We start from the raw sequence: 16,705 nt of genomic DNA on the forward strand, positions 1-16,705 counted from the left end.
CGATGATCAAAAACAGCCAATGCCGGTTACCGAGGGATATCCCGCGGGCTGGTCACCCCCCTAATTCGGGTTGTAACGCTGCAATGACTATATGACCGCAATAGAAAACGAGACCTGTCGTATCACCCCGCTGGGGGCAAGCGACCTGCAACAATATGAGCAACTGGCCGGCGAAATCTATCAGTTGCTTTCTGATGAACTTACCCTGCAATTCCTGCCTGAAAAAAAGCTGGGTTCCGTAGCAGCGGCAAAAAGCTGGCTGAACACCGCCCTCCTGAACTTTCATTCCGGCCGCAACCAGGTTCATCTGATCCGGTCAAAAGGGACCGGCACCCTTTTGGGTGTTATTGACCTGATACCGCCCGCTGTAGCCCGGGAACATTACCGCTTAACAAAATATCCGTATTTTATTGAATTTTATCTGAAAAGCAGTGCCAGGGGCAATGCATTGATGTCGCGTTTATTGCCAAAGGTCGCAGCGCATCTCCGAAACGAGGGTATAGACGAGCTTGCCGCGGTGGCCAACAGGCAAAACCTGGCTGCGCATAAAGTACTGAAACGTTCGGGCTTCCGGCTTCAGGGAAAGTTTGATGAGCTACAGGATATTTACCTGTTTTAAATTGCCGGCAACTTGAAGTACTTTTCCCCGGAGCTTGGATGGCAAATTACCTGCTGCATGATATATGATAGATACGCCCCGGACACCGTATCATTTTACTTATTTTTATAATAATTATTTATTAAAAAAATATATTTATTAACTTTAGCTTATTATCTGTTAACCAAAGGCTAAATTCTATAATATCCGACGGTTTGATCTTAATCAAATTATTATGGATAATATTAACCAGTCGACAGCACTTGACATGCTTTTCCAGATCCTGACCATGATCGCGCCCTTATCGGGTGCGCTGCGGAATCGGTTTGAAGATTTTATCATCACCAGGCAGTACAAGAAAAAACACCTGCTCCTGCGGGAAGGCGAGATTTCCCGGCGGATCTATTTTATCGCCGATGGTTCCGCCCGCGCCTATCACCTGGACCGCGAAGGTCGGGAACATACGACCTGGTTCATGAGCAAATATGACCTCATGATCTCGGTTTATAGCTTCTATACCCAGCAACCCGCTGCCGAGTATATCGAGCTCCTCGAAGATTCCACGCTTTTGTCGATGACCTGGGACCAGCTGCAGATCATTTATGCCGAGTTCCCCGAATATAATTTCCATGGCCGGCTCGTCACCGAAAAGTATTACATCATGGCCGAGGAGCGCGCCATTTTACTGCGTAACAAACAACCGGCCGAACGCTATAAACTGCTGCTGCAAAAACAGCCCGATATCACCCAGCACGCCTCTTTGGGCCAGATCGCCTCCTTTCTCGGCATCACGCTCGAGACCCTTAGCCGGATCCGCGCCAGGAGAGAAATTTGATTTAAATCAAATAATCTCATTCCGGAATCAACCAGTTTTGTATCAAAACCACCACTATGAAAAGAAAGATCATGTATGCCCTCCTCGTACCGGTACTTGTGCTCGGTTGCCGGAAAGAACAGCAGAAAGCATCCCCACCATCAGGATCAGCTCCCGGAACAGCGCTTAGCCTTGACCAGGTCAAAGCATATTATAAGAGCGACACCATCAATAACATTGCCTGGGACAAAGCCACTTACATTTCCGGAAATACCAGCCCCTACTGGCTCGTCGGCATAAGCGGGAGGCCCCGCTTCCAGTCCCTCGGCCTTGGCTACCGCCAATTGTTATTTTACCGGGACACCAATAATAAGATCAATACCCGGATACTGGAAACCATACCCGACGCGATTTACCTCCAGCGAAAACGGCAGGATCCCAACACCGGTTTTACAGGGAGGACATTTGTTTATGACCAGGACTATCATTTTCTATACGGTAAAACGTATCTGAACGGCAAACAGATCGGGCAGATCAAACCCGCCACAGGAAAGCCAAAGCCAATTCAAGCCGACATGCTGGCACCAATTACCGAATGCGCCTGGGTCGATAATAACTATGTCGACGGCGACGGAAACGCCGTTATCTATTCCGAACAGGTCTGTGCCACTTCCTACGTAGACCTTGGAAGTGACGGCGGCGGCAGTGACAACAGCGGGTTTTCCGGCGGTAGCCCCGGCGATGCTTCGCCGGCAGGAGGAGGAGCCGGCCCTGCGCCCGCCCCGGAGGTGTCCAACCTCCCCGGTGAAAACAAAAGCGGCATCAACCCTAAAGACTACATGAAATGCTTTCAGAATATCCCCGAAAACGGCGCAAGCATGACCATAACCATTTATGTGCAGGAGCCCTGGCCGGGAACCACCTTCAATATCGGCCCCAACAGCGTAGGTCATACGGCCATCAGCCTCACCAAGACTAATGGGAATACCAGCATAACCCAAACCGTTGGTTACTACCCGGACGCGACCGGTTTTAACAAAATGCATGCCCCTTCCAAACTGGTGGATAACGGCGGCGACCTGGAGTACAACGTCAGCATCTCCTACCAGGTAACCGCTGAAAATTTCAATAAGATCGTTAATTACATCAGCAACCCGCCAACTGTATACGATATTACCGATTTCAATTGTACCAATTTTGTTAACAGTGCCTGCCTCGCCGGCAGCATCAAGCTGCCTGATCCCTTTACCTACTCTCCGCTGTACCCTTCAAGCCCCGTGCTTGCACCAGGGGCGCTGGGCGACAGCATCGAAAAACTAAAAGGCGATCCAAATGTCAATACAACAGGTGGAAATATCCCTTTAAGTCATGGACCTTGTAATTAAACAAAGAGTTGAAATGAAAAAAGCATTAATTACCATCGTAGCAGCCGTGTTGATCAGCAATTTACCGATCTTCAATTTCTTCCTTCAAGAAAATTATGAATACCAGAATTTCGATTCTTCGTTTACTTATTCAGAAGAATCTGGAAAAGGCAATTCTTTCAAAAGTTGTTTAATTAATTATGGTGCGTTTCTATGTAAACACCCCGAAAAAGACCAGGGCGACAACCGGCTTTACCGCAGCTTTACCATCAAGCCCTGGCGTTTCTGGGAATGGGCCCAAATGCTGTTCAGCGAACGCTACCGCCTGCCTTATAAAGAAAAAACTAACAAATAGTATAAAAAGTAGCTGTTTCACCAAGTGTTATGCAAATGGTAATAGGACATATCCTGCCTCTCCGTCAGGTACTATTTAATGAGGATAGCGAAGACGACGCAATTCTTGAGGCCAGTATTGCATATCTCCATACGCCGGGCGGCTGACCGGAATGCCGGTGCTGGTTGGTGATTTCGCTTAATCCGCTTCACCGGCCACGTTCAGGCCGGGCATTGTTTATACCGCGCGCGGCGGCAGCTGGCGGAGGCCTTACTGAAAGAAGCGCTGCCCATCAGGTCACCTTCACACACTAAATACCAACCCCACATTGAAAAGTACAGGCCATGGGAAAGCAAAGTCAAACTTCAAGCTAAGTTCCCGCGAGATATCGAAAACGCAGCGGGGAAGCGAAATTGTTCTGACTTATTTACTACGTATTATTCTTCCCGGTCAAGAAGCCGCCTGTGATAATTGACCTGCCCCAGGTGATAGCTGAGGTGCGTAGCGAGGTGAACAAGAAAATACCCGGTAGTTTGTTTACCACCGTTTATTTCCAGTGGGTATTCGCTCTGCATTTGAGCGTCAGTGACACGCGGTAGTGTTGCCTCGATAACGGCAATCGTTTGCTCAATCTTACGAACAAGTTCGTTTCTGGGTATATATTTCAATGAAAACTCTTCCGGTCGGTTACGGACGTAGCCGGAGTCGCCGAGAATTGCGCCGATATAAGTATTGAGGTTGCCAACCAGATGCAGGCACAGGTTGCCCGCTGAATTCAGAATGCTGCCGTCTATATGCCAGATGTTGGCTTCATCCCGGTAAAGTTCCAATTCTTCTTTCAGTTTATTCAGGTCGCGGCATAAGAGCGATTGCAAAATATCGGTAAGCATATTTATTTTTTTACAAGGTAGCGATAGCAGCCGGTGTCAACAAGCGGGATTGCAGCTTATCGGGTTCTCTGGCGTATGAATGTGGTGATCGGGGGATGCGATGCATGATCTGTCATTCTATCGCTCCATATAGTGATTATCTCAAGAGGCAGAGTCGGTTATCCATAATTATTCAATCCCAAAAAAAAGTAAACCTACTTACCTCTCGGGTTCCGATCTGCAGAATTATTTAAGATCGTTACCTTCATCAACGTTAGATAAAGTGGAGATCATGACCAACCCGCCGGCAAAATATGACGCCGCCGGCAATGCAGGCGTCATCAACATTAAAACAAAAAAGCGCAAAATAAAGGGTTTTAATATGGGGCTTAACCTCGCGGCGCGGCAGGCAAAAAACATCACGTCAAACAACAGCGCCGACTTTAATTATCGCAATAATAACCTGAATATTTTTGGCACTCTTGGCTACATCAAACGAAACAGCTACAACGATGTCGACATTTATCGCCGGTACTTTTTGGCCGACGGTACCACCAGCGGCGTTTTTAACCAAAATTCGTACATCAGCAGGCTTGGGTATGGGTTTAGTTCAACCCTGGGCGCTGATTTTTTCGCATCGGAAAAAACTACGCTTGGGATAGTATTTACTGGCCTACTGCGCTACCCAGAAACGCAGAATTCCGGCCGCGGTACTTTAAAAAACGCGGTGGGCAGCATCGACTCCTCCCTGTTATCAAACAATGCGGAGAAAGGCATTTTTAAAAATGGTGGAATAAATGTTAATTACCGGCATCAATTAAAAAAGACGGGGTCGGAGATCTCGGCCAATTTAGATTACCTGGGCTACAGCACAAACACCAACCAGGATTTTAACAACTATAATTACTCTCCCACCGGCAAATTGACATCTTACGATCATTCTGTTGGCGCTTTGCCATCGCAAATAAAAATATACGCCGCCAAAACGGACTATAGCCAGCCCTTAAAAAAAGACTGGAAACTGGAAGCCGGCTTAAAAGCAAGCTACACCCAAACCGGTAATGTAGCCAACTATTTCAATGTGATAAATAATATGACGATACCCGACTATAACCGGACCAACAATTTTGATTACAGGGAAAACATCAACGCGGGATACATCAATATCAATAAAGACTTTAAGCGCTTGAGCATACAGGCCGGTATCCGTGTTGAAAATACGATTTCTTCCGGCTCCCAATTAGGCAACGCGATGAAGGCCGACTCCTCATTTAAGCGGAATTATATTAATGTTTTCCCCACCATTTTTATGCTGTATAAGCTGGATAGTTTAGGTGATAACCAAATAAAGCTAAACTACGGGCGACGAATTGACCGCCCCTACTACCAGGACCTGAACCCGTTTATTATCCAGATTGATAAGTTTACCTACTACGTGGGCAACCCCTACCTGAAACCATCACTATCTGATAAAGTAGAATTAGGCTATTTATTTAAAAACCTGGTTGGCGCTACGTTTAGCTATAGCGATACCAAAGATGATGGTAACGAAACGATACAGATAATTGATGGCATTTATTACAGCAAACCTGCAAACATCGGCAGGATAAAAACAATTGCCATTGCGCTGAACAGCGGTTTTGAACCCGCGAAATGGTTTAACTTTCAGCTAAACGCGCAACTGGCGCATGTACATTCGATAAGTGAATTTTATACGGGTTTGTTAAATGCCAAAGGTACATCAGTTTACCTGCAGGGCCTGTTACAATTTAAGCTGGGGCACGACTGGAACATGCAGTGGGATGGAAATTTTCAGAGCAGGCAAACCAGCAACCAGTTTGTTATTGGCAGTAAAGGCAGGCTCAATGCCGGGATTTCCAAAAAGATTTCATCGCAGGCCACGGTGAAGCTAAGTGTGAGTGATATACTCCGCACCAATATAAACCGGGGCGCCATCAATAACCTGCAATTAACCGAGGCCAGTTTCCGTACCCTAAGTGATTCGCGCGCAGTGCTGCTATCCCTAAGCATCCGTTTTGTTAAAAAAATTAGTAACCAACGCAAACCTAGCGATACCGGTGCTGATGAAGAACAGGGACGGATTAAGAATTAAGACGTTAAAACATTTTGTTGTAACCGTATCGCTTAATAGGTCATTCGTTACTCAAAATTTGATGTACTTATGGATGATTTAATCGAGCCGTCAACAAAGGATATATTTTAGCACCCAGAAATTCAATCGGCATTAATTATCAAAAAGTTATAAATGGTAAAATAATAATTGAGTAACACAATCAAGTTCGATATCAGTGATGATTTAAAATAAAGTTTAATAATCTAATTCTTTGGCGGGGCGCTGGGTGTCGATAGGTATTATTAAAATTCTACTGGTCGAAATCTGCGAAAAAACGCAAATCAGCAAGAAAATAGTTGGAGATTTGTACAGTAGGGATCACTTTTTTAGGCAGGTTGTCAATCTTATTGGCAACTTTTTTTATGGGTTCGAACTCAATAAATTTAGTTCACTTGCTAACAAAATTTAAGAATTTTGAAAAGCTTCCCCTTGTCTATCAAATTAAAGTAAAAGCTTCAAGGCGAAAGATCATAGTTTTTTATTTAAATTATAAAGATGCTTTTGGCAATGATCTCTATCTTTTTCAAAACCTGTCAAAATTAAAAACCGAACGATTTGCTTTGATTATCACTAAGAGCGATAAACCTGTTTTATAATTAAAAAAATAACTTATAAATAAAATTTAAAAACAAACAACCAACAACGCAAGTTTACAAAACACAATCTGATCTGCTTGATCACTTTGTTTACCAATTAAAAAAGTCAAAACGTATTGGACAAAATGATAAAGGCAATTTCACCCTGGCTGCTTAATGCCAACGCGGCGCTTATGCATTATGACCTTCCGGTTATTCTGAAGAAAGAACAAAACGGTTATCATTTCAGCATCATCAATCAGGGCGATGCTCTTTGGCTGATAGTGGCGTGGCCTTTAGGTAACACAATAGCTTTCCGGCTGGCTTATTCCCCCGGAGATCAGTTGAATATCAAAAAAGCGAACATTTCCGGCCGGAACATAAAAGTTGAGATTGGATCACTAATTGGCGCACAACATGTAGAGCTAAAGTTGCCCGAACAAGAAGGTTCACCCCTACACTGGACGACAACACTGGTTCCAGCCGCCCCATTGCTCCTGCCCTATTGGCCGCGTGATATCGCGCCCCTGGGTGCAAAGCGCAGTGATGTTTTGGCCTTGGGCGATATTAGGGTTAACCAGGTGGGTACGCGTTGCGGACAACTTTACTTTCATGTTACCCGCCCGGAAGCCGGTGCTGTATTTTATTTCCAAAACCTAACCTCACTTTCAGATTACAACCAGGATACTGAAACATCGGCAGGAAATACGGTGGGCGGCGAATGGCCCGAGATTGGTTTTGCACTGCCACCCACGACCAAACAAAAGCCACTGCAACAAGGTAAATCTTACGTGATCAGTGATGCTTATGTGATGCTTTCGGCAGAGATACCACCGGATGAGCCGGCTATGATCAGGCAATACCTCGATATGCTGGCCGGAATTTATCTTGCCCTGCCAAAACCAGACACACACTACCAGAACTGGCCCGAAATTTTACAAAAAGGCCTGTATGACCTGCAGGATAGTCCAGGTTGCTGGTCACAGTTGGGTGGCAACCATTATTTTAACGCTTATGTAAGTGATTATGATACCCCGCCGGAGATCATGGTACAGTTAGCGGTATTGCTCCCGCTGCTTGATTATGTGGAATGGCACAATGTGGAGTTGGACGTTATGAAAAAGATAAAAGAGGGCCTGCCGGCATTTTATAATGAAAAATATGGCACTATCATGCGCTGGCACCCTAAAGCGGCCGACAGGCTGCAGGGCGAAGAAGAACATAAAAAGCCGCTGGTGATGGACTCCTGGTACCTGCAGCATCCCCTGCTTAACCTTTCACGGATGGCACTGAAGGGTGATACAGAAGCCAAAAAGCTTTTTTTGGATTCGCTGGAATTTGCTATTAAAGTAGCCCGCCATTTTGATTACCAGTGGCCTGTATTTTATAAAATGGACACGCTTGAAATTGTTAAGGCCGAAACACAACCCGGTGCCGGAGGCGAAAAAGACGTACCCGGTTTATATGCGCACGTTTTGCTCCAGGCTTGGGAGTTAACAGGCGAAAAACGTTACCTGGCCGAAGCGGAAAAAGCCGCTTTAAAACTAAAAGGACTTGGCTTCAAAATGTTTTATCAGGCAAATAACACCGCATTTTCCGCGGGGGCGTTACTACGGCTATTTAAGATTACAAAAAAACAAATATATCTGGAACTGAGTTATCTTGCATTGGCCAACGTATTTGTAAATACTCAGTTGTGGGATTGCAATTACGGTTACGGCAAAAACTTCCCTACATTTTTCGCTTTGTTTCCTTTAAGCGATGCTCCTTATACGGCGGTTTACGAAGAACAAGAGGTATTTTGCGCATTTCATGATTACCTACATCATGCTGAAGGTTTAGATATTGCACCCTCGGTTAGGCTGTTATTGGCAGAGTACATCCGTTTTTTGGTAGAACGGGCGGTTTATTATTACCCTACCATGCTGCCGAAAGAAATGTTATCCGATGAGGTTAAAACAGGAGAAGTTGATCATAATTTATGGATCGCGTTGGAAGACTTGCACGACGGCTGGGAAAAGTCTGGTGCGGTTGGGCAGGAAGTATATGGAGCAGGTAATGCGTTTGGGATCCTGCCAAGGCATTACATGCAGGTTGAAGAAGCGGGATTTATGATTTACACAGACTACCCTACTTATGGTTTCTCGCCTACAAAACACCGCCCAGCAACTTTTCGCCTCGCAGGCGATAGCAGGATGATTTGCCGGCTGATGATCGTAAAAAGCGGCCATGCCAAACTACCGGAAATAACGGTAACAACCGGAGGCAAAACGCAGCTTAAGGGCAAACATGCAGAGGGCGGCGACCTCGAGTTTGAATTACCAGGGAATGCGGAGGTACGTATTGACTGGCGTTAATCCCGGATCATAAACTTGGGAATCAAGATTATTAGATTAAATACTTACAAAAAATTGTAGCTATACCCCAGTACTTAATGATGTAATATTAGACAACGCGGGTTGACAGTTAGGTCGGGATTAAATTATTGAAAATGGACATTCTAATTAAATTATTCGGTGAGGGTAAGGACCTCAACGCTTTGCAGATGAGTGACCGGGGGATAGTCATGTTCCTGATCGCGCTCGTGCTGATTCGTATTTCGGGCAGGCGTTCATTCGGATTGCGGATGCCTTTGGATAATATTATTTCAATATCGCTTGGTGCAGTGATGAGCCGGGCCATAGTAGGCGCCTCTGCATTTATACCAGTGGTGGTTTGCTGTTTCGTGATCGTTTTTTTGCACCGGGCAATCGGGTGGTTGGCGGCGCGTAATAAATCTTTTAGCAGGTTTATCGAGGGCGATAAACTGCTCCTTTTTGAACACGGAAAGTTCCATCACGACGCTATGAAACGGGGCTTGGTATGCCATGAAGATGTGATGCAAGGCGTGCGACGATCTGCACTTACCGAAGAACTAAATAATATAGATAAGATCTACATGGAGCGGAACGGTGAGATCAGTTCCGTTAAAAAGCAGGAAAATTAATCTACCATCAAACTAATCAAACGTCATGTCTGAAACACAAACAAAAAAGATAATCAAATGAGGCCGCTGCCTCAAAAACCGAATTGTTAACCATTAACACAGGCCAACCTTACGGATGGCTTATTTTATTATAATATGATTCCAATTAGCGAAGCAGACTTAGAATTTCGGTAATTGAAAAGTGCGCTCCACATACAAATTCATCTGCTGCGCCATAATATACAGTGAGCTTGTCTCCTTCAACCACGTGCCCGTTGGTAAAAACAACATATCCAAAAAAGCCGCTAAGTTCATAAGGTTCAATTGGCACCATAATAGGGTCAACGGTGCGGGCTAACACTTTTGATGGATCGTTAATATCCATCAAAAACGCACCAAGGCAATATTGATGTTCCTGGTTTGCGCCATGATATATCTCCAGCCATCCCGCGGTAGTCCGGATCGGTAAAGCACCCGCTCCAACACGCGCGTTGTCCCATAAACCAGTACGGGTTTTGATAATACACTGGTGATTTCCCCAATGCTTGCCGTCCGGCGACTCGGCCAGCCAGATGTAATTCCCGCCAATCTCCTTGCTGCTTGGCCTGTGCAGGCAATAGTATTTACCATTAATCTTTTCTTCAAATATGGCGCAGTCTTTATTGTGAGGCGGAAGGATCATGCCAGCGTGTTCAAACTCCTGCCAGTCCGTTGTTTTTTGTAAACCCACCCCCACCCCATTATCTGATACTGCGGTATACGTTAAATGATAAGTATCGTCAAGTTTTGCAACCCTGCAATCTTCTATTCCAAACCGTTCAAGATAGCCATGACCAAAAATGCCGGGAAAATCTGCTTGCTCATGAAAGTGCACTCCATCTTCGCTCGCCAGTAAACGCAGATGTGAGATTGTAGTAAGGTAATCCAAACCTTTGTAGCTGATTACCCGCGCATCGGTGGCAATAAGGTCCGGGTCGTTCAGCGGAACTTCAACGATTTCAACATTCCCTGTCGCGTTCAAAGCCGGAAAGAAAACAGAACCTTCTTTTTGCGCCGCGCCCTCCGCAACGCGTACAAGCAACCATATCTTATCATTAAAAACAAAAACGCCAGGATTAAGCAAGCTTATGATCTGTAACCCTTCGCTGCTTGGTTTTAAATCTTTTGGTAAAAGCAACGGGTTTTCCGGAAAACGTTGCGCGATATCTTTCATACATCTGCAACAACGCGAACACCTCCCCTGTTTTAAAAACAGCAAACCTCCTGCTGATAAGATCAATTTAGTAACTGGTCAATGAGTTGAAAAATGAAACTCACATGAGCCTTGGCGAATATCATGAACGCCATGAAAAAGCATTCCATTTCGGTTTCATATCAATGCTTGAAAATAACCCATAGCTAAATATATTATTACGAAATTTTATTAATCTTAAAAAAACATGCTTAAGCTTTGGTTGTATTGTAAGTAACACATTTATGAAGTTATGAAATTAAATATCAACCCTCGTGATGGCGCTCTTAGCAGTCCCTGGCAACAGCAGCATGATAAAATAACTATTACTGCCAATTTAACCGATAAGATTTTTGACTGCCTCATTATTGGCGGTGGAATCACCGGGTTAACAACAGCGTTACAATTACAACTGGCTGGTAAGCAAACTGCTATTGCCGAAGCACATACTATCGGTTTTGGCACAACAGGTGGAACCAGTGCTCACATTAACACCTTTGCGGATACTACCTATAGCGAAGCCGAAAGCGCATTTGGCGAAGAAGGTGCAAGGTTATTTGCGGCCGCGATAAATGAAGGGGCTGAACTGATTAAAACCAATACTGAAAAGTTTAAGATTAATTGCGATTACGAGCTTAAAGCCGGTTACCTGTACGCCGAAAATGAAGATGAGGTTAAACAACTGGATGATATCTATAACGGTGCTGTAAAAGTGAACGTACCTGTTGATTATGCAACGGAAGTGCCAACGCCCGTTACGTTTCAAAAAGCGTTGGTTTTTGAAGGGCAGGCGCAGTTTCACCCAATAAAATATCTGGAGGGGTTAAAGGAAGCATATCTTAATGCCGGCGGTACTATTTATGAACACACGCTGATTGAAAATATCAACACCGAAAATGGTACTCATGAGGCACACTTCGGCGAAAATATTTTCAGGGCAAAAGCAATTGTTTATGCTACACACCTGCCGCCAAATATCAATGTATTTAATTTTGAATGTGCCCCCTATCGAAGCTACGTTTTAGGCGTAAAACTAAAGAGCGGTAAATATCCGGATGCCCTCCTGTACGATTGCCAGGAGCCTTATCATTATGTGCGAAGCCATGAAATAGATGGTGAACAGCTGTTAATCATCGGTGGACTTGATCATAAAACGGGCCACGAAGATCCGGAAAAGGCATTTGCCGGGCTTGAAAAATACACCCGGAAATATTACAACGTATCATCGGTAAAATATCGCTGGTCCAGCCAATACTACGTACCTGTGGATGGTTTGCCTTATATAGGCCAAATGCCAATGGCAGCCGATGGAATTTACTGCGCAACGGGTTACAATGGCAACGGCATGATGCTGGGCAGTGTGGCAGGCAAAATATTAGCCGATCTGATAAGCGGCAAAGGAAGCCGTTATGAAAAATTGTTCAGTCCCGGCCGGGTGAAGCCGGTAGATAGCTTTAACGAGTTTGTCAAGGAAAATGCTGACGTGGCGTATCATTTTATAGCCGACCGTTTTAAGATCAAGGAAACAGATTCGTTAAAGCGCCTAAGCCCCGGCACCGGGAAGTTGGTTGAGGTGGACGGAAAAAAGATAGCTGCCTACCGCGACAATGACGGTGTGATCCACGCCCTGAACCCCATTTGTACCCATGCCGCTTGTATAGTTGGCTGGAACAGTGAAGAAAAAAGCTGGGATTGCCCATGTCATGGCGCACGATATGATATTGACGGCAATGTACTTACCGGTCCGGCTACAAAAAAACTGCAAACTATTACCGATGATGAAAGCTAAAGAAGTATTAACCGCCGGCATAACCGGTACAACTTTCATGACGCTGTTCAGCTACCTGGTTTCTGTAGCTGATAGCGAAAACTTTAGTGAACCTGAAAGGCTTGGGCAATTAGCCGGCAGATTGCTGCCTAAACTGAACGAACAACAACGGGAGGCGCTGGGCTGGCTGGGGCATTACAAAGTCGGCTTACTTTTCGCTGTTGTTTATGTAGAGCTGTGGCGTAGTGGTAAACTAAAACCCGACTTTATCAACAATTTGTGGCTTGGTGGCCTAAGCGGGTTGATCGCGGTAGCCGTTTGGAAAGCCACCTTTAAAATGCATCCTCTCCCACCTGCTTTAAATTTCAATAAATATTACCTGCAATTGGTACCGGCTCATGTGGTGTTCGCGGTATTTGCAGGTATTGGTTACCATATCATACATAACAACAGGCAACAACACAATGCCTTAAAAAAAGAAAATCATGCTGCAACTCATTAATCATTTGCCAGCCAACGTGGTTGGCGTACGTGCCTCGGGCGAAGTAACCCGTGCAGACATGGAAAATGTGCTTCTGCCCGCGATAGATCAATTGGCCGAACGCGAAGGAGAGATCAATTACCTGCTGGTATTGGATACCAATGTACAAAATTTCACTCTTGCGGCCTGGTGGAACGACCTGAAGCTCGGCCTCAAAAACTTCACTAAATGGAACCGGATAGCCGTGGTATCTGAACAAAAGGGCGTGGAATGGTTTACAGACTTATTCAAGTTTTTGATCCCTGGAAAATCCCGTGGGTTTACGCACGATGAATTATCTGAAGCCATAGTATGGGTGAGCGGCGATGGTGAGCAATAACGTTTTGACTCTTTAATCCGGTATAAATTATGGCAGAAGAAAAAATCCAGCATTGCAGTAAAATTATGGCTGAGAAAGGCCTTTCCGTTGCCTTTGCAGAAAGCGCGACAGCAGGATGGCTATGCTCTGAGTTTGCGCTGACCGAAGAATCGGGAAAGGTGCTGAAAGGTGGCATTACCTGTTATGATGCTGATTTGAAGGTTTCATTGCTGGGTGTGCCGCGCGAATTGATCAAGCGGTTCACACCCGAATCAATGGAAGTTACCCGCGAAATGGCCCACCGCCTGGCAAATCTGATCCCTTCAGATATCCAGGTAACTGTTACAGGCCTTACTACGCCCGGCGGCAGTGAAACAGCGGAGAAACCGGTGGGAACAATGTTCGTGTTCGCGATCATCAATGGCCGCGAAGCAAGTTTCAGGAGGGTATTTAATGGCTCGTGCGAAGATATCATCCATCAAACTATCAATGCCGCTGCCGATATGTTAATTAATGAATTAAATAAATGATTTAGGGCAAACGCCTTAATTTTTTCATTGCACAGTCTCACTAAAACCAATTAAGCTTTTAGCGTTGGGAATAGCGGCAACCGCTGCATCATTATTGAAATAACACCATACATTGTCAGGCTTTAACTTCTCTGTCTTACTTACAAAACCCTGTAATGTTTCGTCGCTGTATGCAGACCGGTACAGTTCCGGCACGCCATGAAAACGGTAATATGCTACAGGTCCGGTCACAATTGGCTCATCAGGAAGATCAGGGTGGCTCATGCCGCAAAATGATATGCCGCGTTGCCGTAATTGCTCAAAAACATCATCGCGCCACCAGCCAGGGTGCCTAAACTCCAATACGTTATCAAATGCCGGATCGAGCTGCAAAATTACGCGGGCCAATCTTTCCTCATCGTAATGAAACCGCGGCGGAAACTGAAAAAGGACAGGCCCCAGCTTTTCCTGCAAACCACCCTTAATAGTTTGATAAAAACTGGTTAGCATCTCGGCAGTGCCGTGAAACTGTTTAAAATGAGTTATGGCCTTGGGCGCTTTAACCGAAAAACGAAAATCAGCAGGAGCGTCACTGTACCATTTTTGCAGGGTGGATAATTGTGGAAAACGATAAAAGGTAACATTCAACTCAAGGGTTTTGAACTGACTTGCATAGTATTCAAACCAGCGCCTTTGAGGCAGCCCTTCGGGATAAAATGTACCTTTCCAATGCTTATAATGAAATCCTGAACATCCAACATGCCATTCCATATACTTTTATTTTGAGGATGAACTGCAAACGGTAGCTGCTTTAACTGCTGGTGCCGGGCGCTGTTTAATAAGCCAGCTACCCGATATGGCCAGGCTGATAATAAGTAACAGGATAATTTTAATTTTCATACTGCAGGATTTGGTGTTTTTTGTTTAGGGATGTATCCGTGTTATACTGGCCTTCGCTGTATCCCCTCTTAAATTGCCGGTAATAAGTTTTAACTTTATCAGCATAATCCTTAGCGTAGTTAATTACGGCCGCCTGCCATCCCTGATCAATTCCAAAAGCCATCAGATCATCAATGATACCGGAACCCTGAATTCCACCGCTCCGTAATTGAGCAGAAGCCGTTAGCGCCGCCATATCATCAATCACCTGGTACATGTCGCGGTAATCATCGCGCAATAATTTAAACTTAAGCGTATCCTTTACCGGTTGCAGCTCCTGGATTATAAATGAATCGCCGCGAAATACAGTTGTGCTCAATAACGCTGCGGGCACATGCTGCATTCGCCGCTGAACGCCTATTACTCTTTCCGCCTCGTTGTTCCAACGGAGTTGTTGCACGGGTAAATAGGGCGCAACAGACGATGCACGGGCTTGTTTCATGTCAAGCAGCAGGTATTTGTTTTTAGTGTTGGTGCTTTTAAGCAATAACAGGTAACGCTTTACGCCAACGCTGCCGGTACCAGCCAAACGAAAAACCGCGCTGACCACTTCATAATGATACGGTCCGTCGTTACTTGTTCTAACCCATTCATTAATATGCGCCTTTAATTCCTGCTTAAGTTTATTATCAAGCTTAAAATGCCGTTCATCTTCAAGCGATAGCATGATCTGTTTCTTTTTGCTGACCGTTCGTTTTTTCAGGATATCTTTTTCAGTACTCCGGGCCGCCTTTTTTAAAAACTCACAAACAATCCCTTTGGCGGTCCGGGGTTCGATACTGATTGCCTTACCTGTAGATAAAATAGCCGAATACGTTTTCATATACAGCTCTGCCATTTTATAAGCTTTTTCCGGCTCGATATCAAGATGATCAAAAGCGATAAAAATACTGCACACCATCCTTACCGTTTCATAACTGGCGGGTGCAAGAACGGCTTCATCAAAATCGTTCAGATCAAAATAAACCAGTTGGTTATCTCCCCTGTAGCTACCAAAATTTTCTATGTGGAGGTCGCCGCAAATCCAGGCCAGTGGCGATAAGGGTAAAGGCTCTGCCGCCGCGAGATCTTCATAAAACAGATGGCATGTCCCCCTAAAAAAACGGAACGCGTTCTCGGCCATCGCTTCATATTTTAGCTGCACCTTTTCAGGCAATAACCCAGCGTTAAACGCAGTTAATCTTTCTACTAATTCATTCATGTTTTTTTGTGATAACGCTGTGATTTTACTTCGTTATTTTTTTGAGCCGCGTCTATCGAATGCGTTTGAGTCAGGTCATCCTCCTGCTCCGCAAGTTCGGTCAGGCGGATATAAAATTTGTGCAGCTGGTCTAATTCGTCCTCTGTCAGGTTTTCGATACTTACCATACGGTTGCTGGTACCTTCATGTGAAGCCAGCAATTCATTAAGCTTCAGATGAACAGCTTTCGAATCTTTATTCTGAGCTTTCTGGATAAGAAAAACCATCAAGAACGTAATGATGGTTGTACCCGTGTTGATAATGAGCTGCCAGGTTTGAGAGTAGTTAAATACCGGGCCTGATAATGCCCAAACCATGATAGTTAAACCGGCGATAATAAACGCGGTCGAACTGCCGGTGGCCGTGGTAGCCCAATTAGAAAAACGTTCAAAATAGTTTACTTCATGTTTCATTTATTAACTCAATTACCTTTCGTAATTCATCAAGCGGTTCGGTCTGTTTTATTATACTTTCCTGTTCCGTCCAAATGATCTGAAGTTAGGGCACTGCTTAGTTGCCCTGATCA

Annotated in this window: 17 protein-coding genes; 11 read left to right on the forward strand and 6 right to left on the reverse strand. The window is 44.9% G+C overall.

Annotated features, from left to right (window positions below):
* Positions 1–91: 91 nt before the first annotated feature.
* The 4 genes from BLS28_RS14630 (at position 92) to BLS28_RS14645 (ending at position 3,131) form a co-directional block, all read left to right on the forward strand.
* Positions 92–619 (forward strand): GNAT family N-acetyltransferase, encoded by a 528-nt coding sequence (locus BLS28_RS14630; protein WP_091168459.1) that lies wholly within the window; start codon positions 92–94, stop codon positions 617–619.
* Between the two features lie 214 nt (positions 620–833).
* On the forward strand, positions 834–1,433 hold the full coding sequence (locus tag BLS28_RS14635; protein WP_256337429.1) for a Crp/Fnr family transcriptional regulator: 600 nt from the start codon (positions 834–836) through the stop codon (positions 1,431–1,433).
* Positions 1,434–1,489: 56 nt separating this feature from the next.
* Complete coding sequence (locus BLS28_RS14640; RefSeq protein ID WP_143020768.1) at positions 1,490–2,797, forward strand: hypothetical protein; 1,308 nt, start codon at positions 1,490–1,492, stop codon at positions 2,795–2,797.
* Positions 2,798–2,810: 13 nt separating this feature from the next.
* Positions 2,811–3,131, forward strand: a complete 321-nt coding sequence (locus BLS28_RS14645; RefSeq protein ID WP_143020769.1) for a hypothetical protein — start codon at positions 2,811–2,813, stop codon at positions 3,129–3,131.
* A gap of 416 nt (positions 3,132–3,547) precedes the next feature.
* Here the strand turns inward: BLS28_RS14645 and BLS28_RS14650 are convergent, their stop codons facing one another.
* Positions 3,548–3,985, reverse strand: coding sequence for a DinB family protein (locus BLS28_RS14650; RefSeq protein WP_256337430.1), 438 nt, complete (start codon positions 3,983–3,985; stop codon positions 3,548–3,550).
* 286 nt (positions 3,986–4,271) lie between these two features.
* On the opposite strand from BLS28_RS14650, the gene BLS28_RS14655 reads away from it, so the two are divergent.
* The 3 genes from BLS28_RS14655 to BLS28_RS14675 all read left to right on the forward strand — a co-directional run bounded on the left by BLS28_RS14655 (position 4,272) and on the right by BLS28_RS14675 (position 9,674).
* On the forward strand, positions 4,272–6,092 hold the full coding sequence (locus BLS28_RS14655; protein ID WP_091168478.1) for an outer membrane beta-barrel family protein: 1,821 nt from the start codon (positions 4,272–4,274) through the stop codon (positions 6,090–6,092).
* A gap of 742 nt (positions 6,093–6,834) precedes the next feature.
* Positions 6,835–9,045 (forward strand): glycoside hydrolase family 88 protein, encoded by a 2,211-nt coding sequence (locus BLS28_RS14670; RefSeq protein WP_256337431.1) that lies wholly within the window; start codon positions 6,835–6,837, stop codon positions 9,043–9,045.
* 134 nt (positions 9,046–9,179) lie between these two features.
* On the forward strand, positions 9,180–9,674 hold the full coding sequence (locus tag BLS28_RS14675) for a DUF421 domain-containing protein (RefSeq protein WP_091168487.1): 495 nt from the start codon (positions 9,180–9,182) through the stop codon (positions 9,672–9,674).
* A gap of 145 nt (positions 9,675–9,819) precedes the next feature.
* Here the strand turns inward: BLS28_RS14675 and BLS28_RS14680 are convergent, their stop codons facing one another.
* A complete protein-coding gene (locus BLS28_RS14680; RefSeq protein ID WP_091168491.1) occupies positions 9,820–10,866 on the reverse strand; it encodes a glycoside hydrolase family 130 protein in 1,047 nt (348 codons plus the stop codon).
* Positions 10,867–11,137: 271 nt separating this feature from the next.
* Between BLS28_RS14680 and BLS28_RS14685 the strand changes: the two genes are divergently transcribed.
* From BLS28_RS14685 to BLS28_RS14700, 4 genes are read left to right on the forward strand one after another with little or no spacing between them, the layout of a single operon-like run.
* Positions 11,138–12,673: an FAD-dependent oxidoreductase gene (locus BLS28_RS14685; protein WP_091168495.1), complete on the forward strand. Its 1,536-nt coding sequence runs from the start codon at positions 11,138–11,140 to the stop codon at positions 12,671–12,673.
* A complete protein-coding gene (locus tag BLS28_RS14690) occupies positions 12,660–13,154 on the forward strand; it encodes a hypothetical protein (RefSeq protein WP_143020770.1) in 495 nt (164 codons plus the stop codon). Before BLS28_RS14685 ends, BLS28_RS14690 begins: the two co-directional genes overlap by 14 nt.
* Positions 13,138–13,512, forward strand: coding sequence for a SpoIIAA family protein (locus tag BLS28_RS14695; protein WP_091168503.1), 375 nt, complete (start codon positions 13,138–13,140; stop codon positions 13,510–13,512). Before BLS28_RS14690 ends, BLS28_RS14695 begins: the two co-directional genes overlap by 17 nt.
* 29 nt (positions 13,513–13,541) lie before the next feature.
* A complete protein-coding gene (locus BLS28_RS14700) occupies positions 13,542–14,021 on the forward strand; it encodes a CinA family protein (RefSeq protein WP_091168506.1) in 480 nt (159 codons plus the stop codon).
* A gap of 24 nt (positions 14,022–14,045) precedes the next feature.
* On the opposite strand, the gene BLS28_RS14705 is transcribed toward BLS28_RS14700, so the two are convergent.
* The 4 genes from BLS28_RS14705 to BLS28_RS14715 are packed head-to-tail and all read right to left on the reverse strand — an operon-like array spanning position 14,046 to position 16,592.
* Positions 14,046–14,771: a DUF72 domain-containing protein gene (locus BLS28_RS14705; RefSeq protein WP_091168509.1), complete on the reverse strand. Its 726-nt coding sequence runs from the start codon at positions 14,769–14,771 to the stop codon at positions 14,046–14,048.
* A gap of 6 nt (positions 14,772–14,777) precedes the next feature.
* Complete coding sequence (locus BLS28_RS31340) at positions 14,778–14,900, reverse strand: hypothetical protein (RefSeq protein WP_256337432.1); 123 nt, start codon at positions 14,898–14,900, stop codon at positions 14,778–14,780.
* Entirely contained in the window at positions 14,890–16,140 is a 1,251-nt protein-coding gene (locus BLS28_RS14710; protein WP_091168512.1) for a DUF2252 domain-containing protein, read from the reverse strand. The genes BLS28_RS31340 and BLS28_RS14710 overlap by 11 nt, the downstream gene beginning before the upstream one ends.
* Positions 16,137–16,592, reverse strand: coding sequence for a low affinity iron permease family protein (locus tag BLS28_RS14715; protein WP_091168516.1), 456 nt, complete (start codon positions 16,590–16,592; stop codon positions 16,137–16,139). The genes BLS28_RS14710 and BLS28_RS14715 overlap by 4 nt, the downstream gene beginning before the upstream one ends.
* Positions 16,593–16,705: the final 113 nt, after the last annotated feature.

This window comes from Mucilaginibacter gossypii, from assembly GCF_900100945.1.
GTDB lineage: Bacteria > Bacteroidota > Bacteroidia > Sphingobacteriales > Sphingobacteriaceae > Mucilaginibacter > Mucilaginibacter gossypii.